21 protein-coding genes are annotated in these 18,162 nt (G+C 66.9%); 5 read left to right on the forward strand and 16 right to left on the reverse strand.

Translation table 11 applies throughout. The features are described from left to right. Positions 1–2: 2 nt before the first annotated feature. From rplC to JOY29_RS14025, 8 genes are all read right to left on the reverse strand, one after another. Entirely contained in the window at positions 3–752 is a 750-nt protein-coding gene (gene rplC, locus JOY29_RS06255; RefSeq protein WP_300975319.1) for a 50S ribosomal protein L3, read from the reverse strand. A 210-nt stretch (positions 753–962) separates the two neighbouring features. Continuing rightward, positions 963–1,274 (reverse strand): 30S ribosomal protein S10, encoded by a 312-nt coding sequence (gene rpsJ, locus JOY29_RS06260; RefSeq protein ID WP_028969184.1) that lies wholly within the window; start codon positions 1,272–1,274, stop codon positions 963–965. Positions 1,275–1,499: 225 nt separating this feature from the next. Beyond that, positions 1,500–1,925, reverse strand: a complete 426-nt coding sequence (locus JOY29_RS06265) for a reverse transcriptase-like protein (RefSeq protein ID WP_300975320.1) — start codon at positions 1,923–1,925, stop codon at positions 1,500–1,502. A gap of 102 nt (positions 1,926–2,027) precedes the next feature. After that, positions 2,028–3,218 (reverse strand): elongation factor Tu, encoded by a 1,191-nt coding sequence (gene tuf, locus JOY29_RS06270; protein ID WP_300975321.1) that lies wholly within the window; start codon positions 3,216–3,218, stop codon positions 2,028–2,030. A gap of 71 nt (positions 3,219–3,289) precedes the next feature. After that, positions 3,290–5,383 carry an elongation factor G gene (gene fusA, locus JOY29_RS06275; RefSeq protein WP_300975322.1) on the reverse strand — a complete coding sequence of 698 codons (2,094 nt, stop codon included), beginning with the start codon at positions 5,381–5,383 and terminating at the stop codon, positions 3,290–3,292. Between the two features lie 67 nt (positions 5,384–5,450). After that, positions 5,451–5,921 carry a 30S ribosomal protein S7 gene (gene rpsG, locus JOY29_RS06280; RefSeq protein ID WP_300975323.1) on the reverse strand — a complete coding sequence of 157 codons (471 nt, stop codon included), beginning with the start codon at positions 5,919–5,921 and terminating at the stop codon, positions 5,451–5,453. Positions 5,922–5,979: 58 nt separating this feature from the next. After that, entirely contained in the window at positions 5,980–6,351 is a 372-nt protein-coding gene (rpsL, locus tag JOY29_RS06285; RefSeq protein WP_028969180.1) for a 30S ribosomal protein S12, read from the reverse strand. A 186-nt stretch (positions 6,352–6,537) separates the two neighbouring features. Beyond that, positions 6,538–6,780 carry an amidohydrolase family protein gene (locus JOY29_RS14025; RefSeq protein WP_367280035.1) on the reverse strand — a complete coding sequence of 81 codons (243 nt, stop codon included), beginning with the start codon at positions 6,778–6,780 and terminating at the stop codon, positions 6,538–6,540. 50 nt (positions 6,781–6,830) lie between these two features. Here JOY29_RS14025 and JOY29_RS06290 point away from each other — a divergent pair, with 50 nt between their 5' ends. The 3 genes from JOY29_RS06290 (at position 6,831) to JOY29_RS06300 (ending at position 10,049) form a co-directional block, all read left to right on the forward strand. Continuing rightward, positions 6,831–7,739 carry a UDP-2,3-diacylglucosamine diphosphatase gene (locus tag JOY29_RS06290; RefSeq protein WP_300975324.1) on the forward strand — a complete coding sequence of 303 codons (909 nt, stop codon included), beginning with the start codon at positions 6,831–6,833 and terminating at the stop codon, positions 7,737–7,739. Then, positions 7,736–8,797 (forward strand): glycosyltransferase family 1 protein, encoded by a 1,062-nt coding sequence (locus JOY29_RS06295; protein WP_300975325.1) that lies wholly within the window; start codon positions 7,736–7,738, stop codon positions 8,795–8,797. Before JOY29_RS06290 ends, JOY29_RS06295 begins: the two co-directional genes overlap by 4 nt. Positions 8,798–8,891: 94 nt before the next feature. Beyond that, positions 8,892–10,049 (forward strand): hypothetical protein, encoded by a 1,158-nt coding sequence (locus tag JOY29_RS06300; RefSeq protein WP_300975326.1) that lies wholly within the window; start codon positions 8,892–8,894, stop codon positions 10,047–10,049. Positions 10,050–10,052: 3 nt separating this feature from the next. On the opposite strand, the gene JOY29_RS06305 is transcribed toward JOY29_RS06300, so the two are convergent. From JOY29_RS06305 to JOY29_RS06315, 3 genes are all read right to left on the reverse strand, one after another. Then, positions 10,053–10,475, reverse strand: coding sequence for a cupin domain-containing protein (locus tag JOY29_RS06305; protein WP_300975327.1), 423 nt, complete (start codon positions 10,473–10,475; stop codon positions 10,053–10,055). After that, the gene (locus JOY29_RS06310; protein ID WP_300975328.1) at positions 10,472–11,059 is read right to left on the reverse strand and encodes a DUF4142 domain-containing protein; all 588 of its coding nucleotides are present in this window, start codon (positions 11,057–11,059) and stop codon (positions 10,472–10,474) included. Before JOY29_RS06310 ends, JOY29_RS06305 begins: the two co-directional genes overlap by 4 nt. Before the next feature lie 62 nt (positions 11,060–11,121). Then, positions 11,122–12,420 carry an amidohydrolase family protein gene (locus JOY29_RS06315; RefSeq protein WP_300975329.1) on the reverse strand — a complete coding sequence of 433 codons (1,299 nt, stop codon included), beginning with the start codon at positions 12,418–12,420 and terminating at the stop codon, positions 11,122–11,124. 107 nt (positions 12,421–12,527) lie between these two features. On the opposite strand from JOY29_RS06315, the gene JOY29_RS06320 reads away from it, so the two are divergent. Next, complete coding sequence (locus JOY29_RS06320) at positions 12,528–13,523, forward strand: LLM class flavin-dependent oxidoreductase (RefSeq protein ID WP_300975330.1); 996 nt, start codon at positions 12,528–12,530, stop codon at positions 13,521–13,523. 4 nt (positions 13,524–13,527) lie between these two features. On the opposite strand, the gene lpdA is transcribed toward JOY29_RS06320, so the two are convergent. From lpdA to JOY29_RS06340, 4 genes are all read right to left on the reverse strand, one after another. After that, complete coding sequence (lpdA, locus tag JOY29_RS06325) at positions 13,528–14,937, reverse strand: dihydrolipoyl dehydrogenase (protein WP_300975331.1); 1,410 nt, start codon at positions 14,935–14,937, stop codon at positions 13,528–13,530. Beyond that, positions 14,930–15,280 (reverse strand): hotdog domain-containing protein, encoded by a 351-nt coding sequence (locus JOY29_RS06330; protein WP_300975332.1) that lies wholly within the window; start codon positions 15,278–15,280, stop codon positions 14,930–14,932. Before JOY29_RS06330 ends, lpdA begins: the two co-directional genes overlap by 8 nt. A 35-nt stretch (positions 15,281–15,315) precedes the next feature. Next, a complete protein-coding gene (locus tag JOY29_RS06335) occupies positions 15,316–15,558 on the reverse strand; it encodes a hypothetical protein (RefSeq protein ID WP_300975333.1) in 243 nt (80 codons plus the stop codon). 214 nt (positions 15,559–15,772) lie between these two features. Further along, positions 15,773–17,083 (reverse strand): pyruvate dehydrogenase complex dihydrolipoamide acetyltransferase, encoded by a 1,311-nt coding sequence (locus tag JOY29_RS06340; protein ID WP_300975334.1) that lies wholly within the window; start codon positions 17,081–17,083, stop codon positions 15,773–15,775. An 89-nt stretch (positions 17,084–17,172) separates the two neighbouring features. On the opposite strand from JOY29_RS06340, the gene JOY29_RS06345 reads away from it, so the two are divergent. Continuing rightward, on the forward strand, positions 17,173–17,640 hold the full coding sequence (locus JOY29_RS06345) for a universal stress protein (RefSeq protein ID WP_300975493.1): 468 nt from the start codon (positions 17,173–17,175) through the stop codon (positions 17,638–17,640). A 9-nt stretch (positions 17,641–17,649) separates the two neighbouring features. Here JOY29_RS06345 and JOY29_RS06350 read toward each other — a convergent pair whose 3' ends face one another. Then, a complete protein-coding gene (locus JOY29_RS06350) occupies positions 17,650–18,129 on the reverse strand; it encodes a GAF domain-containing protein (protein WP_300975335.1) in 480 nt (159 codons plus the stop codon). Positions 18,130–18,162: the final 33 nt, after the last annotated feature.

Raw genomic sequence — 18,162 nt, forward strand, 5'->3', positions numbered from 1 at the left:
GCTTAGCCTTCCGTGCTCTCGTCGGCGGCCGGAGCAGTGTCCGTCACCTGAGCGTCGTTGTTCTGGGGAGCCGCGGCGGCGGTGCGAAGACCGGCCGGATACGGCGCATTCTCGTTGCGGGCGATCTTCACGCTGTCCTTGACGGTCAGCCAGCTGCCCTTGTGACCGGGCACGGAGCCCTTCACGAACAGCAGGCCGCGCTCAACGTCGGTGCGGACGATCTCGAGGTTCTGCTGGGTGCGGTTGCGGGCGCCCATGTGGCCAGCCATCTTCTTGTTCTTGAAGACGCGGCCCGGGTCCTGGCGGTTACCGGTCGAACCGTGCGAACGGTGCGACACGGACACGCCGTGGGTGGCGCGAAGACCACCGAAGCCCCAGCGCTTCATGGCGCCGGCGAAGCCCTTGCCCTGGGTGACACCGGAGATGTCGACCATCTGGCCTTCGACGAAGTGATCGGCGGCGATCTCGGCACCGAGGTCGAGGAGCGCATCCTCGGCAACCCGGAACTCGACGACCTTGGCCTTCAGCTCGACCTCGGCCTTGCCGAAGGCACCGCGCTGCGGCTTGTTGACATTCTTGGCCTTGGCGGCGCCCGCGCCGAGCTGGACGGCGGTATAACCGTCCGTGCCCTCTTCGCGGCGGCCGACAACCTGTACGCCTTCGAGCTGGAGAACCGTCACGGGAACGTGACGTCCGTCTGCCTGGAACAGGCGGGTCATTCCAACCTTCTTGGCGATCACGCCGGTGCGCATGATCTTGCACTCCTCACAGAGGCCTGTCCCGTTACCGGGAGAGGCATGCAGCCCGTGAATGAAATGCGTCGGCCCCGCCTGGGCTATTCCTGCCGAAACAGGAAGCGGGGGACGCAGGCCGGGCAACCTCGTAAAGAGGCCTCCCGCGGTATCCCGTAAGTGTTGGCGCAGCAGGATCGCTGAAGCGATTCAACCGCCACGCCGTGGCCCTTAGGCCAGTTTGATCTCCACGTCTACACCTGCCGCGAGGTCGAGCTTCATAAGTGCATCGACGGTCTGCGGGGTCGGCTGAACGATGTCGAGCAGCCGCTTGTAGGTGCGCACCTCGAACTGCTCGCGCGACTTCTTGTCGACGTGCGGCGAACGGTTGACGGTGAACTTCTCGATGCGGGTCGGGAGCGGAATGGGACCACGGATCAGAGCGCCGGTGCGACGGGCGGTGTCGGCGATGTCGCCGGTCGCCTGATCGAGCACGCGGTGATCGAAGGCCTTCAGACGAATCCGGATGTTCTGAGTTTCCATGATTTCCACTACCGATTGCAAAGAGCCGCGTGAGGGTTATCCCTCACAAAACAAGGAGGCCGCAGCCGACTGGTCCCGGTCTCCCGGGTCGGTGTGACCCCAACGCTGAAACTTGTGTGGCGGGGACGAATCCTCGCCGGTGGAGGGGCCTCTACAGAGGAGGCGGGATGAAGGCAAGCCCCTGCCCTGCCCTTTGGTATCACAATGCGGCGTGGCGGCTGCAAGTCACCAGTCGGGCTGCGATCGAGGCTCCAATTGACGCTTGCCGTCATGCCGCTGCTGCAGGGCGATTCCGGCGAGGTTCTGGTGGCGGGGGATCCAGCGGATTCGGCGAGGAGCGAGGATGGCCGAGGCGGCCTGGAAGCGCTCGCGACAGGCCTGCGCCGCAACGCCGCGGCAGGGCACGATGCCGTTGGCCTGCTCGATGGTGCTGCGGCTGTCGCCGAGGAGGTCGAAACGCCTGATGCCGAGCTGATGGGCGGTCTCCAGGGCGAGGCAGAGCGCCAGCCATTCCGCTTCGCCGCTCCCGCCCTCCCCGAGATGGTTGAAAAAGTGGACCTCGCCGCGGGCGACCACGGCGACTTCGATCGGTCCCGGATTGGGGCGGCAGCCGCCGTCGAAGAAGCTCTTCAGGACTGGGGGGCGGATCACGCTGCTGTCATTCTCGCTGCCGCAGATAAGAAAAGGCCCGGAGCCTCTTGCGAGACCCCGGGCCCTTCTCGTCAGTTCCTGACGCCCGAAGGCGCCAGAAGCTTACTTGGTGATGGTGCCCACCACGCCGGCGCCGACGGTGCGGCCGCCTTCACGGATGGCGAAACGCAGGCCCTGGTCCATCGCGATCGGAGCGATCAGCTTGACGCCGAGGGTGACGTTGTCGCCCGGCATGACCATCTCGGTGCCCTCGGGAAGGGTCACTTCGCCGGTCACGTCGGTGGTGCGGAAGTAGAACTGCGGACGATAGTTGGCGAAGAACGGCGTGTGACGGCCGCCCTCGTCCTTCGACAGCACGTACACTTCGGCCGAGAAGTCGGTGTGCGGAGTGATCGAGCCCGGCTTGCAGAGCACCTGACCACGCTCCACGTCGTCGCGAGCGACGCCGCGGATCAGCGCACCGATGTTGTCGCCGGCCTGGCCCTGGTCGAGCAGCTTGCGGAACATCTCGACGCCGGTGACGACGGTCTTCTTGGTGTCCTTGATGCCGACGATCTCGACTTCCTCGCCAACCTTGACGATGCCGGTCTCGACGCGGCCGGTCACGACGGTGCCGCGGCCCGAGATCGAGAACACGTCCTCGATCGGCATCAGGAACGGCTTGTCGAGCGGACGCTCCGGAGTCGGGATCCAGTCGTCGACGGCCTGCATCAGCTTGAGGATGGCTTCCTCGCCGATGTTGGCGTCACGGTCCTCGAGAACGGCCAGCGCCGAACCGGCGACGATCGGAATGTTGTCGCCGTCGAAGCCACGCTTGGAAAGCTCCTCGCGGATTTCCAGCTCGACCAGCTCGAGCAGCTCGGGATCGTCAACCTGGTCGACCTTGTTGAGGAAGACGACCATGGTCGGAACGCCGACCTGCGCCGCGAGCAGGATGTGCTCCTTGGTCTGCGGCATCGGGCCGTCGGCGGCCGAAACCACCAGGATCGCGCCGTCCATCTGCGCCGCGCCGGTGATCATGTTCTTCACATAGTCGGCGTGGCCCGGGCAGTCGACGTGCGCATAGTGGCGGTTCTGGGTCTCGTACTCGACGTGGGCGGTCGAGATGGTGATGCCGCGCTCGCGCTCTTCCGGAGCCTTGTCGATGTTGGCAAAGTCGACCGCGACGCCGCCGCCATGCTTGGCCAGCACCTTGGTGATCGCCGCCGTCAGCGACGTCTTGCCATGGTCGACGTGACCGATGGTGCCAATGTTCACGTGCGGCTTGTTCCGCTCGAATTTCGCCTTCGCCATTTTACGCCTCTTCTTGGGTTGTCAGGGCCGCTCGCCCGATTGCGAGCGCGCCCTTAGCGTCTAATTTCGGGTTACGCCAGCTTCGCCTTGACCTCGTCCGCAACGTTCTGCGGGACTTCGTCATAGTGCGAGAACTGCATGGAGTACTGCGCCCGGCCCTGCGTGAACGAGCGCAGCTGGTTCACGTAGCCAAACATGTTCGCCAGCGGGACCATCGCCTCGACAACCTGGGCATTGCCCCGGCTGTCGGTGCCCTGGATCTGGCCACGGCGGCTGTTGATGTCGCCGATCACGTCGCCGAGATAATCCTCGGGGGTGACCACCTCGACCTTCATCACCGGCTCGAGCAGCGTGATCCCCGCCTTCTGGGCGGCTTCACGCATCGCACCGCGGGCGGTGATTTCGAACGCCAGCGCCGACGAGTCGACGTCATGGTAGGCACCGTCATACAGTACGATGTCGAAGTCGATGATCGGGAAGCCGACCAGCGAACCCGTGGCCGCCGTCTCGCGGAAGCCCTTTTCGATCGCGGGGATATATTCCTTGGGAATGTTACCGCCCTTGATCTCGTCCTTGAAGACGATGCCAGCGCCACGCTCGCCCGGAGTCAGCTTGACCTTGACGCGGCCGAACTGGCCGGTGCCGCCCGACTGCTTCTTATGCGTGTAGTCGATGTCGACCGGCTTCTTCAGATATTCGCGATACGCGACCTGCGGAGCGCCGACATTGGCTTCGACCTTGAACTCGCGCTTCATGCGATCGACCAGGATCTCGAGGTGGAGCTCGCCCATCCCCTTGATGATGGTCTGGCCGCTCTCGTGATCGGTGGTGACGCGGAACGAGGGATCCTCGGCAGCCAGGCGGTTGAGGGCAACGCCCATCTTCTCCTGGTCGGCCTTGGTCTTCGGCTCCACGGCGACTTCGATGACCGGCTCCGGGAACTCCATGCGCTCGAGCACGATCGGCTTGGCCGGGTCGCACAGCGTGTCGCCGGTGGTGGTTTCCTTGAGACCAGCGATGGCGACGATGTCGCCCGCGCGTGCTTCTTCGATGTCCTCACGCGAATTCGCGTGCATGAGGAGCATGCGGCCGATCTTTTCCTTCTTGTCCTTCACCGAGTTCAGGTAGCTGCCCTTGGTGAGCGTGCCCGAATAGATGCGGGTGAAGGTCAGCGAGCCGACGAAGGGATCGTTCATGATCTTGAACGCCAGCGCCGAGAAGGGCACGTCGTCCGACGCCTCGCGGGTGTCGGCTTCCTCGGTGCCCGGCTTGACGCCTTCGACCGGCGGAATGTCGAGCGGGCTCGGCAGATAGTCGATCACGGCGTCGAGCAGGGGCTGGACGCCCTTGTTCTTGAACGCCGAGCCGCAGACGATCGGAACGAAGTCCATCGCCAGCGTGCCCTTGCGGATCAGCTTCTTGAGCGTGGCGGTGTCGGGCTCGGTGCCTTCCAGATAGGCTTCCATCGCCTCGTCGTCCTGCTCGACGGCGAGTTCGATCAGGTCGCTGCGATACTTGGCGGCCTTTTCCTTCAGGTCATCCGGGATGTCCTGATACTCGAACTTCGCGCCCAGCGACTCTTCGAGCCAGATGATCGCGCGGTTGTTGACCAGGTCGACCAGACCCTTGAAGCCGCCTTCCATGCCGATCGGCAGGTACAGCACGGCCGGGCGAGCGCCCAGGCGCTCGACGATCGTGTTCACGCAATAATAGAAATCGGCCCCGGTGCGGTCGAGCTTGTTGATGAAGCACATCCGCGGAACCTTGTACTTGTCCGCCTGGCGCCACACGGTTTCCGACTGCGGCTCGACGCCGGCAACGCCGTCGAAGCAGGCGACCGCGCCGTCGAGCACGCGCAGCGAACGCTCGACCTCGATGGTGAAGTCGACGTGGCCGGGCGTGTCGATGATGTTGATCAGATGCTCCGGGCCCTGACCGTCTTCGGCCTTCCACTTGCAGGTGGTGGCAGCCGACGTGATCGTGATCCCGCGCTCCTGCTCCTGCTCCATCCAGTCCATGGTGGCGGTGCCCTCGTGGACCTCGCCGATCTTGTAGGACTTGCCGGTGTAATAGAGGATGCGCTCGGTCGTCGTCGTCTTGCCGGCGTCGATGTGCGCCATGATGCCGATATTGCGGTAACGCTCGAGCGGATGGCTGCGGGCCATGGTCGTCAGTTCCTTAGCAATGTGGGGAAAGGCCCAGCGGCCCTCCCCCACGATATAGGTGTTTGTTTTACCAGCGGTAGTGGCTGAAGGCGCGGTTCGCCTCGGCCATGCGGTGCGTGTCTTCGCGCTTCTTGACCGCGTTGCCGCGGTTCTGCGCGGCGTCCATCAGCTCACCCGACAGGCGGGCGGCCATGGTCTTCTCGCTGCGCGAACGGGCGGCGCCGATCAGCCAGCGGATCGCCAGCGCCTGGGCGCGGACGTCGCGGACCTCGACCGGCACCTGGTAGGTCGCACCGCCGACGCGGCGGCTGCGGACCTCGATGCCCGGCTTCACGTTGTTGAGCGCGTCGTGGAACACACCGAGCGGCTCGCGCTTCAGGCGGGTCTCGACGACCTCGAGGGCACCGTAGACGATGCTCTCGGCGACCGACTTCTTGCCGTCGAGCATGACCGAATTCATGAACTTCGACAGGACGATGTCACCGAACTTCGGGTCCGGCAGGATCTCGCGCTTCTCTGGGCGACGACGACGTGACATGTGCTTATTCCTTCTTGAGCAGCGCGCCGGCCTTCAGGCAGCGCGGCCGACGATCAGCTTACTTGGGCCGCTTGGCGCCATACTTGGAGCGCGACTGACGCCGGTCCTTGACGCCCTGCGTGTCGAGCACGCCGCGAAGCACGTGATAGCGGACACCCGGAAGGTCGCGCACACGGCCGCCACGGATCAGCACGACGCTGTGCTCCTGGAGGTTGTGGCCCTCGCCCGGGATGTAGCTGATGACTTCGCGCTGGTTGGTCAGGCGGACCTTGGCCACCTTGCGCAGCGCCGAGTTCGGCTTCTTCGGAGTCGTGGTATAGACACGGGTGCAGACGCCGCGCTTCTGCGGGTTCTGCTCCATCGCAGGGACCTTGCTCTTGGCCTTCTGCGGCTCGCGACCCTTGCGGATCAGCTGGTTGATCGTTGGCATGAAGCCCTTCACCTTGTTGTTACCGGAAGTCCCGGCGGTTACTTTGGCTGTTCAAGCGCGAAGGCCGGTCGACCCGAAGGCCGCCGGCCATCCCGCGTATAAACAAACGCAATGTTCAGCTCTGTCCGGCGAAGGCGCGAAGCCGGCGACGGACGAGCGGCCCCTTAGCGAAGCGGCCCCGGCCGGTCAACCGGTGAGCGCATCGGCACCACCTCGGCGCGGGCCATGACGAAGTCCACCTTCTTGAGCATCCAGACGTCGACGAGGGGGGCTGCCGGCGACCGCGATGATGTCGGCGCCCGAGCCGGGTTCGATGGACCCGACCTCGCTCGCCAGGCCGAGCAGGTCGGCGGCGTTGGAGGAACTTAGCCGGGCCGGGCCCTCGCGCGATCTGCCGTCGCCTAAATGTCGCACGAGTGTCGCGCGCATGACTCGGGTCGCATCTAGTCTCGGGGAAACCGGCAGGAGGATGGATGCCGATGACCACCAGAATGCTCGCCCGGGTCCGCAGCTTCGCCCAGACCAGCCGGAGCAGTCCGCGGCCCGATACGGACTGGATCGCCGAGCCCCGCCACTTCGATCCGCGCCGGCCACGGCTCGCCTATCGCACCGTCTTCATCAGCGACTTCCACCTCGGCACGCCGGGCTGCAACGCCGACCTGCTTCTCGACTTCCTCAAGTCGGTCGAGTGCGACACGCTTTATCTGGTCGGCGACATCATCGACGGCTGGCAGCTCAGGAAGGGCTTCTACTGGCCGCCGCGGCACAACGACGTGGTGCGCGCCATCCTGAAGATGGCCAAGCACGGCACCCGGGTCATCTACATCCCCGGCAATCACGACGAATTCCTGCGAGGCTATGCCAGTCTCGCCTTCGGCGGCGTCGAATTCGCCCAGGAGGCCATCCACGAGACCGCCGACGGGCGCCGCCTGCTGGTGCTGCACGGCGACGAGTTCGACGGCGTGGTGCTCTACGCCCGCTGGCTCGCCTTCCTCGGCGACCATGCCTACACGCTGCTGCTGAAGCTGAACCGGCTGGTGAACCTCGGCCGCAAGCTCCTTGGCCTGCCCTACTGGTCGCTGTCGGCGCACCTCAAGAAGAAGGTCAAGAACGCCGTTCAATATGTCTGCAGCTTCGAGGCGGCGGTGGCCCAGGCGGCGGCCGAGCGGGGCGCCTGCGGCGTGGTCTGCGGGCACATCCACAGCGCCTCGATCGAGCAGATCGGGACCGTCACCTACTACAATGACGGCGACTGGGTGGAGAGCTGCTCCGCGCTGGTCGAGGATTATCAGGGCAATCTTTCCATCCTCGACTGGGCCGAGCGCTGCCGGGCCGAGGTGGCGGCCGCGAAGCTCAAGACACAAGCGCGGATCGCCCTTCCCGCATGAAGCTGGCGCTTGCGAGCGATGCCTGGAGCCCGCAGGTCAACGGTGTCGTCAGGGCCTTGTCCGAGACCGAGGCGAGGCTGCGCCGGCGCGGCTGGACGATTGAACTGCTGACGCCGGACGCCTTCCGCACCCTGCCCTGCCCGACCTATCCCGAGATCCGCCTGGCGCTGGGCTGCAGCCGGGAAGTAGCGCGGCGCCTCGACGCCTTTGCCCCGGACGCCATCCACATCGCCACCGAGGGCCCGATCGGCTGGGCGGTGCGGCGCTGGTGCATTGCCAGAGCCAAGCCGTTCACCACCAGCTTCCACACCCGCTTTCCCGATTATGTCGCGGTCCGCACGGGATTGCCGGCCGACTGGATCTGGCCGGTCATGCGCCGCTTCCACGGTCCGGCGAGCCGGGTGATGGCGGTGACGCCGGCGCTCGCCGCTGAACTGGCCGAGCGCGGGATCGGCCCCGTCCATCGCTGGCCGCTCGGGGCCGACCTGTCGCTCTTCTCCCCGGCCCGCGCCCCGCATCCCGCGCTGGCCGGATTGCCACGCCCGATCCTGCTCAGCGTCGGGCGGGTCGCGGTGGAGAAGAACCTAGAAGCCTTCCTCGGCGCCGACGTGCCCGGGACCAAGGTGGTGGTCGGCGACGGTCCCGCCCGTGCCGAGCTCGCCGGCCGCTTCCCGCAGGCCATCTTCCTCGGCGGCCTCCACGGCGAGGGCCTGGCCAGCGCCTATGCCACGGCCGACCTGTTCGTCTTCCCGAGCCGGACCGACACCTTCGGCCTCGTCAACATCGAGGCGCTCGCTTCCGGGCTACCGGTCGCCGGTTATCCGGTCCCGGGTCCGCTCGACATCATCGGCGCGGACGGCCGGGGCACGCATGGCGGCAAGGGCCGGATCGGCGCGCTCGACGAGGATCTTGCGACGGCGATCCGGGCCGCGCTCACCGGCGACCGCTCCGCCTGCGTGCGCGAAGCCAGGCATTACGACTGGGACCGCTGCACCGACCAGTTCGTCCGCAACCTGGTGACGGCGCCGGCGACCGCCGCAACGCTGGCCTTCGCCTGACCGCACCGGTCCGCCGGGCAGGGTTTCCGTTCTTCGACTTCGTCTCCCTGCTTGCGGCGCGAAGCCGATTGCGCCAGCCTCGGCGTCCGTGGGGGTGAGCGTGTCGTCAGTTTCGGGTTCGGGGCACGGGTCCCTTCAAAGAGAGCAACTCTCCGCCTCGTCGCTTGCCGTCTACCTCGGCGCGGTCGCGCTCCTGCACGCCGCATTCTGGAAGCTGCCGACCCCCGACTACACCCAGTTCCTGCAGTACTGGTATCGCCACCTTGCCGACCAGGGCCTGGCCCAGGCGTTCGCCGCGCCGTTCGGCAACTACAGCCCGCCTTACCTCTATCTTCTCGGGCTGCTTACCTTCACCGAGCCATTCCTCGCGCCGCTCGATGCCATCAAGACGCTGTCGCTGGCAGGCAATGCGTGGCTCGCCTTCGCCGTCTTCCGGCTCCTCTCCACCGCCAAGGCGGGGCAGGAAGAGCGCGGCGGACTGCTGGTCCTGCTGCTTCCGACGATGGCCGCGCAGGTCGTCTTCTTCTCGCAATGCGATGCCCTGTGGGCCGCGCCCTGCGTGCTCGCCGTCACCGCTGCGATCGAGCGGCGGCATGCGGCCATGCTGGTGTGGGCGGGCGTGGCCTTCGCCTTCAAGGCGCAGGCCGCCTTCCTCGCGCCGTTCCTGTTCGCCGTGCTGCTGTCGCGCCGGGTCGGCCCGGGCTACTGGCTGATTCCGCCGCTGGTGACGGCCGCGATGATGGTCCCCGCTTGGCTGGCGGGCTGGCCGGCGAGGGACCTGCTGCTCGTCTACATCCGGCAGGGCGGACAATTGCAGAGCTTCATCAGCAACGCGCCCGATCCCTGGGTGCTCGGTGCCGTGCTGGCGCCGGAGCTGACCCGGCCGCTGATCCCGTTCGGCTTTCTGCTGTCGGCCATCGCCGCGCTGGCCCTCGCCTGGCGGCTTCGGCTCAGCCTCGGCAGCGCCCGGGAGATCGTCACGGCCGCGCTGCTGTCGGCGATATTGGTGCCGTTCGTGCTGCCGAAGATGCACGAGCGCTACTTCCTGCTCACCGACGTCCTTGCCTTCGCGCTCGCCTATGCCTGGCCGGGGAGGGCGACCATCGGGATCGCCCTTGCCACTTCGCTCGGCTCGGCGCTCGCCATCGTTGCCTATCTCTGGCAGCGGCCGGAAGTCGCGATCCTCGGCGCTGCGTCGATGAGCGTCGCGCTGGTGCTGGTCATCCGGGAGCTGCGTGCGGTGCGGCGCTGAGCATCACTCCGTCGTCTTGCCGTCCCATTCGTCGCTGTCGTGCTCGGCCTCGGCCTGCTCCTTGGTCTTGTGGACGGCCTTGTCCCTGTGCTCCGGCGGACCGTAGAGCGTGTAGAACTGGAGCGGTTCCTCGCCGGTGTTCTTCACATTGTGGCAGGCGCCGGCAGGAACGATGACCGCGAAATTGTCCTCGACCGCATTCTCCTTGCCGTCGATCACGACCACGCCTTCCCCTTCCTCGAAGCGGAAGAACTGGTCGCGGTCCTCGTGGGTCTCCTCGCCAATCTCCTCGCCCGGCGCGAGGCTCATCAGGACGAGCTGGAGATGCTCGCCGGTATAGAGGACGCGCCGGAAGTCATTGTTGGCAATCGTCGCTTCCTCGATGTCCCCGCAAAAGCCGCGCTTGGTGGTCGTGGTGTCGCTCACTTGATCTTCTCCAGCGAATTGAGGTGTTTCTGGACGACGCCGGTGACCCTGGCCGCATGGTCCTTGAGCGGCCCGGCCGGCGCCGCGGCGAGATAGGAATTGACCTTGGCCAGCGTGTCCTGGTGGCCGGCACGCTGGTCGGCGAGATACTGGCGGTCGAAGTCGGCGCCGCTAAGGCCGCGGAGCGCATCGACCCTGGCCTGCATCTCGGGCGGGAGCGCGGCGGGAACGACGATGCCGGCCTGGGCGGCGGCGGCCTTGAGCTCGGTCGACGACTTGCCATGCTCGTCGATCATCATCTGCGCGTAGGTCTTGGCCGCGGGGAGGCTGGCCTTGTCGAGCGCAAGCTGGCTGGTCTGGATCTCGAACATGTCGCTGGCGGCGGCATTCTGGACGTAGACCTGGTCGGCGGTGGCGGCCGCCGCTCCGGTGAGGTTGGCGTCGGTGCCGCCGACGGCGAGATTGTCGACCGGCGCCTCGTCGGTCATGCCCTGCGTCTGGTTGTTGGAGACGCTGGTTCTCGACTGCTTGCAGGCGCCGAGCGCGAGGGTGCCGATGGCGGCCGCGATGAGAAATCTGTTCATGGTTGGACGCCCTACTGATGAAGTCAGGGCGCCAACCCGGAAGGCCGGGATTGCGTTCCTTGTCAGCGGGGGGCAGCCACTCCCCTGACCAGCACGCCGCCCTTCACCACCGCCTGCGGGCTGGCGAGCACCGACGGATCGCGCAGCGGATCGCCGGCCACCGCGACCAGGTCGCCGAAGCGGCCGACGGCGATCGCGCCGACGTCCTTCTCCCGGCCGAGCGCCTCGGCGGCGGTGCGGGTGGCGGCCTGGATCGCCTGCAGCGGGGTCATGCCATAGCGGACCATCACCGCGAACTGACGGCCGGCGAGCCCATGCGGCATCACACCCGCGTCGGAGCCGAACACCATCCGGACACCCGCCTGATGCGCCTTGCGGAAGTTCTCGCGCTGGATGTCGCCGACCTCGCGGTCCTTGCGGAGATTGTCTTCGAGCACGCCGTTCTTGCGGCCCTCGGCCTGCGTGTAGTCGGTGTTGTAGATGTCCATCGAGAAATAGCAGGGCCGGGTGCGCTGGGCGCACAGCCTGATCGCCTCGGCGTCGGCGAGGCTGGCATGTTCGATCGTGTCGATCCCGGCGCGGACCGCGCGCTTGATCCCCTCGGCGCCATGGGCGTGGGCGGCGGTGCGCAGGCCCCATTGATTGGCTTCCTCGGCAATGGCGCGAAGCTCGGACTCGGAGAGCTGCGGCTGACCGGGCTCGGTGTTGCGGGAAAAGACGCCGCCGGTGGCGCAGACCTTGATCACCTCGGCGCCGAACTTGCGCTGGCGGCGGACCTGGTGGCGGAGCTCCTCGGGCCCGTCGCCGATCCCCTCTTCCTTCCTCGCCTTCTCGAGACTGGGCGGAAGGAAGGTGCTGTCGCAATGCCCGCCGGTCGCGCCGAGCGAGAAGCCGCCGGGGACGATGCGCGGGCCGACGGCATAGCCATTGTCGATTGCTTGGCGGAGCCCGACGTCGTTGCGGTTGCCCGAGCCGACGTTGCGCACCGTGGTGAAGCCTGCGTCGAGCATGGCGCGGCCATTGCCGACCGCGGTCATGCCGAAGAAGCTGTCGGTGAACTCCAGCCCGCGATAGCCGCCGATGTCGGCCGGGCTGTCGAGATGGACGTGCATGTCGATGAAGCCCGGCAGAAGCGTGCCGCTGAGCGCGATGTGGCGGACGTCGCTCGACCAGCGCACGGTGCGGGCGTCGGCGATGGCGGTAATCCGCCCATCGTCGCCGATGAAGACGGCCGGGCTCTCGACCATCTTGCCGGTGAGCACGTCGACCATCCGGTCGGCGGTGACGACCACCTTCTCGGCCTGTGCGGTGGCCGGGGCCAGCAGGGCCGCCGCCATCATCGCAACTCGTGCCATCGCCATGTTCGATCCCCCTACTCGCCCGTTCTTCCAAGAATTGTGGCCGAACTCCGGCCTCCAGCGCAACCGGCGATGGTTGTGTCATGGCAACCCGCCCCCATCTTCCTGGGATGCTTCCCCTTTCCGTTCTCGACCTCGCTCCCGTCCCCGACGGATCTGATGCCGGCGATGCGCTCCGCAACGCCGCCGATCTCGCCCGCCATGCGGAAGCGCTCGGCTTCCGGCGCTACTGGATGGCCGAGCATCACAGCATGCCCGGCATCGCCAGCGCCGCCACGGCGGTCGCGCTGGCCTGGGTCGGGGCGAACACCTCGACCATCCGGATCGGCGCGGGCGGCATCATGCTTCCGAACCATGCCCCGCTGACTATCGCCGAGCAGTTCGGCACCCTTGCGTCGCTCTATCCCGGCCGCATCGACCTCGGCCTTGGCCGCGCTCCAGGGACCGATCAGGCAGCGGCCTATGCACTCCGGCGCAATCTCGCGTCCGACGAGAATCAGTTTCCGCGCGATGTCGTCGAGCTGCAGCAGTACTTCGAGGGCGGCGTGCAGCGGGTGCGGGCCATTCCCGGCGAGGGGCTCGACATCCCCCTGTGGATTCTCGGCTCCAGCACCTTCGGCGCGCAGCTCGCGGCGATGCTCGGGCTGCCCTACGCCTTCGCCTCGCATTTCGCCCCGGCACAGATGATGGAAGCGATCCGGGTCTATCGCAGCAGCTTCCGCCCGTCGGCGCAGCTCGCCGAGCCCTACGTCATGCTGGGTTTCAACGTCATCGCCGCCGACAGCGATGCCGAGGCCGAGCTGCTCGCCACCTCCATCCAGCAGGCGTTCGTGAACCTGCGCAGCGGCAATCCCGGCAAGCTGCCGCGGCCTCAGGCCGGCTATGCCGATTCGCTGCCGGTCGCGGCGAGGGGCATGCTGGACCAGCTCCTGTCCGCCTCGGCCATCGGCAGCCCGGAGACCGTCCGCCGCCAGACCGTGGCCTTTGCCGAACGGACCGGGGCCGACGAGCTGATCGTCACCGCCCAGATCCACGACCACGAAGCGCGCAAGCGCTCCTACGCCATCCTGGCGGACGTGATGCAGCCGGCGGCCGTCGCCGCCTGACCGATCACATGTGCAGCACGCGCCCGTCGGCGGCGAGGATGCTTTCATGCATCATCTCGCTCAGGGTCGGGTGCGGGAAGACGGTACGGGCGAAATCCTCGTCAAGGAGTTCGGCGGTCTTGCCGACCGTATAGCCCTGGATCAGCTCGGTCACTTCGGCGCCGATCATGTGCGCGCCGAGCAGTTCGCCGGTCTTGGCGTCCACCACCGTCTTGATGAAGCCTTCGGTTTCGCCGAGCGCGATCGCCTTGCCGTTGCCGATGAAGGGGAACTTGCCGACTTTGATGCTGTAGCCGGCTTCCTTCGCCTTGGCCTCGGTCAGGCCGACGCTGGCGACCTGTGGATGGCAATAGGTGCAGCCCGGGATGTTCTTGGTGTCGAACGTGTGCGGATGGGCGTCCTTGCCCAGCTCCCTGGCGATGCTCTCGGCGGCGATCACGCCTTCGTGGCTGGCCTTGTGTGCAAGCCACGGCGCGCCGGTGACGTCGCCGATTGCCCAGATGCCGGGGACGTTGGTGCGGCCATAGGGATCGATCTCGATCCGCCCGCGCTCGACCGCCACGCCAAGCGTCTCCAGCCCGATGTTCTCGGTATTGTGAACGATTCCGACCGCGACGATGACGTGGCTGAAGGTCTTGGCTTGGACCTTGCCGTCCTTGCCCTTGATCTCGGCCGCGACGCCGTTGGCATCGGACTTGAGGCTCTGCACGCCGGCTTCGGTCAGGATGGTCATACCCTGCTTCTCGAGGCTCTTCTGGAGCGCCGCCGAGACTTCCTCGTCCTCGGCCGGAACGATGCGGTTCAGCATCTCGACCACCGTCACCTTGGCGCCGAGGTCGTTGTAGAAGCTGGCGAACTCGATCCCGATCGCACCCGATCCGATGACCAGCAGCTCGCTCGGCATCTCGGCCGGGGTCATGGCATGGCGATAGGTCCAGATGCGCTTGCCGTCCGACTGCGCGAATGGCAGCTCGCGGGCGCGGGCGCCGGTGGCGACGATGATGTGCCTTGCTTTGAGGTCGGTCGTCTTGCCGTCCTTCTCGACGCTGAGCTTGCCTTTGCCGGTGATCGTGCCGGTGCCCATGTGCACCGCAATCTTGTTCTTCTTCATCAGGTGCGTGACGCCCTGGTTCAATTGCTTGGCGACGGCGCGCGAGCGGGCGACCACCTTGGCAAGATCGAAGCTGACCCCGGTCGCGCCGAGGCCGTAGCTCTCGGCATGCTTCATCTGGTGATAGACCTCTCCCGACCGGAGCAGCGCCTTGGTCGGGATGCAGCCCCAGTTGAGGCAGATGCCGCCCAAGCTCTCGCGCTCGACGATCGCGGTCTTGAGCCCGAGCTGGCTCGCCCGGATCGCCGCGACATAGCCGCCGGGACCGGAGCCCAGCACGATGAGGTCGTAATTCTCAGCCATGGTCTTCTTCCTTCGCCGCGATAGGCCGCGGCCTGTTGTTCTCGTCCAGCGCGACAAAGGTGAACTCACCCTCAGCCACCAACGTCTCGGCGTCGCCGTCCCGCGCCCGCGCGATGCCCTCGGCGCGCAGCAGCAGCGAGGTGCGCCCCTGTTTCAGCAGTTCGACATAGACCGACAGCTCGTCGCCGACCGCCATCATGCCGGGGAAACGGAGCTTCTCTGCCGCCACCAGGATCGCCTTGCCGCCCGAGCGGCGCGACGCGAATGACCCGCAGGCAAGCCCCATCTGCCCCATCAGCCAACCGCCGAAGACGCCGCCATAAGGGTTGGTGTCGGCCGGCATCGCCGTGGTGCGGATTGATGGTTCTCGTCTTCCTGTCACGAACGCACTCCATTCGCCATCCAGAGAAGAACGACAATAAGCATTGGCGTCAGCAGCACAGCGGTCAGCGCCAGGCGGACGCCGCTGCCTACGAAGAGGCTCGCCAAGCCCGCAATCAGGGCAATCATCATCAGCGAATAGCCGACCAGCTTGTCCAGCCCGAGCCCGGAGAGGGCGATCACGCCGCCAAGCAACGCGGCGCCGAGCGCCAGCACGCCATTGAGGATGATGTGGAGCATTCCCATCAGCGCTTACATCCGCAGTAGAGAAAAAGGCTTCTGCCAAGCAGGATCGTCATCCGCCTACAGCCCCGGCGGCCTGCGGTACCACCCGGCAGGGGCCAGCAGCAGTGCGCGATTGGCGATAAGCACGACGATCGCCCGCCTGTCGCGGAGCTGTTTCAGGCCGAGATGCGGACCGGAAGATGCACGGCGCCTGCCCATTCCCCAGACGCTATGCCACCAGCCCCAGCGGGTTTTCGATCAGTTCCTTGAGCGTCTTCATCAGCCGCGCCCCGTCGGCACCATCGATGGCACGGTGGTCGAAGCTGCCGGTGATGCTCATCACGGTGGCGACGCTCAGCTCGTCGCCCGTGACCCACGGCCTCTTCTCGCCCGCGCCGACCGCGAGGATCATCGCCTGGGGCGGGTTGATGACGGCGTCGAACTGCTTGATCCCGAACATGCCCATGTTGCTCAAGGACGCGGTGCCGCCCTGATATTCGTGCGGCTGCAACTTGCCTTCCTTGGCCCGGCCGGCGAGTTCGGTGATCTCCTGGCTGATCTTCGATACCGATTTGGACGCGGCGTCGGTGACGATCGGGGTGATGAGGCCGCCAGGAATGCTCACCGCCACCGAGACGTCGGCGCGCTTGTACATGATCAGCTGGTCAGGGGTGAAGCTGACGTTGCACTCGGGCACCGCCTCGAGTGCGACGCCCAGCGCCTTGATCAGCAGATCGTTGACGCTGAGCTTGATCTTGCGGCCCGCCAGCCCCGCATTCAGCTCGCCGCGAAGCTTCAGCAGCGCGTCGAGGCGGACGTCGACCGTCAGGTAGATGTGCGGAATGTCGCGCTTCGCTTCGCTGAGGCGGCGCGCGATCGTCTTGCGCATGTTCGACAGCTTGACCGCTTCATGCGGGATGTCGGTGCTGAACGGCTGGGCGGGAGCGGCAGCCGGGGCTGGCGCTGCAGCAGCAGCGCTGGGCGCGGCCGCCGCCTGGGGCTGCGCCGCCGCACCGCCAGCCGCCTGGCCGAGGTCGGCGCGGACGATGCGCCCACCGGGGCCGCTGCCCGTGAGGGTAGAAAGATCGATCCCCTGTGCCTGGGCCAGCTTGCGCGCGAGCGGGCTCGCCTTGACGCGCTCGCCCTCGCCCTTGGGCGCCGGCGCGGCGGCAGGCTGCGCCGGCGCGGCGGGCGTTTCGACCGGGGCGGGAGTGGGCGCGGCCGGCGCCGGCGCGGCTTCGGCCTTGGGCGCGGGAGCCGGGGCGGCCTTGGGCGCAGCAGCAGGCGCGGCCTCCTCCCCTTCCCCGCCGATCAGCGCGATCGGCGTTCCGACCTTCACGCCGTCGGTGCCCTCGGCGACCAGAATCTTGGAGATGACGCCTTCGTCGACGGCCTCGAACTCCATCGTCGCCTTGTCGGTCTCGATCTCGGCGAGGATGTCGCCGCTTGCGACCGTGTCGCCCTCCTTCACCAGCCATTTGGCCAGCGTCCCCTCCTCCATCGTCGGGGACAGAGCGGGCATTTTCAGTTCGATCGCCATCATCACGCCTTCAAGTGAACCGTCGTTTCATGCCCCTGAAAGACCATGCCCCCTTGCCCGTCAAGCAGCGCTGGGCCACGCTGGCGCATATGGCGGGCAAGCGCACCTATCTGGTCGTGGTGGACGACAGCAGCGAGGCGCGGGTCGCGCTCCGCTTCGCCGCGCGGCGCGCGGCCAAGACCGGCGGCGTCTTCGAGGTGCTGGCGCTGACGGAGAGCCAGGACTTCGTCCAGTGGGGCGGGGTTCAGGCAGCAATCGAGGAAGAACAGCAGCTGCGCATCGAGGCGCGGGTAGCGGCCGCCCTCGGCGACCTGCCCGGCGCCGACCAGTTCCGTCCCGAGGCGATCCTGATCCAGGCGGGCAATCCGACCGAGGTCGTGAGCGCGCTGATCGGAAGTCGCTCCGACATCGCCGCCCTGGTGCTCGGCGCCGCCCCCTCGGGCGACCCGGGCGATCTTGTCGCCGCTTTCTCCGGCAGCGACTCGGGCAAGCTCCCCTGCCCGGTGATGATCATCCCGGGGGGATTGAGCGACGAACGGCTGGAAGCGCTGAGCTGAACCGGTCGCTCAGATTCGCGATGCCAGCAATTCGCACAGCCTGAGGCAGCCAGCCTCGTCCGCGGCGTCGAAGCGGGCCTTGTTCGGCGAGTCGAGGTCGAGGACGGCAAGCAGCTGGCCGCCCCGTACGATCGGCACCACCAGTTCGCTCTCGCTCGCCGAATCGCAGGCGATGTGGCCGGGAAAGGCGTGGACGTCGTCGACGCGCTGGACCTCGAGCGTCGCCGCCGCGGTGCCGCAGACACCGCGGCCAAAAGGAATGCGGATGCAGGCCGGTCGGCCGTGGAAGGGCCCGAGCACCAGTTCGCCGCCCACGTTGCGATAGAAGCCAGCCCAATTGAGGTCGGGCAAGGTCTCCCAGATCAGCGCCGCCGCATTGGCCATGTTGGCGATCCCGTCCGGCTCGCCCGAGGTCAGCCCGTCGAGCGCGGCGAGGAGGTCGGCATAGAGCGTCCGCTTGTCGGCCGCAGTGATTCGATAGTCGTACATGGATTCATCCTTCAGCCGCCCAGCGCAGCCGGG

This window comes from Sphingomonas sp. LHG3406-1, assembly GCF_029637485.1.
Classification (GTDB): Bacteria; Pseudomonadota; Alphaproteobacteria; order Sphingomonadales; family Sphingomonadaceae; genus Sphingomicrobium.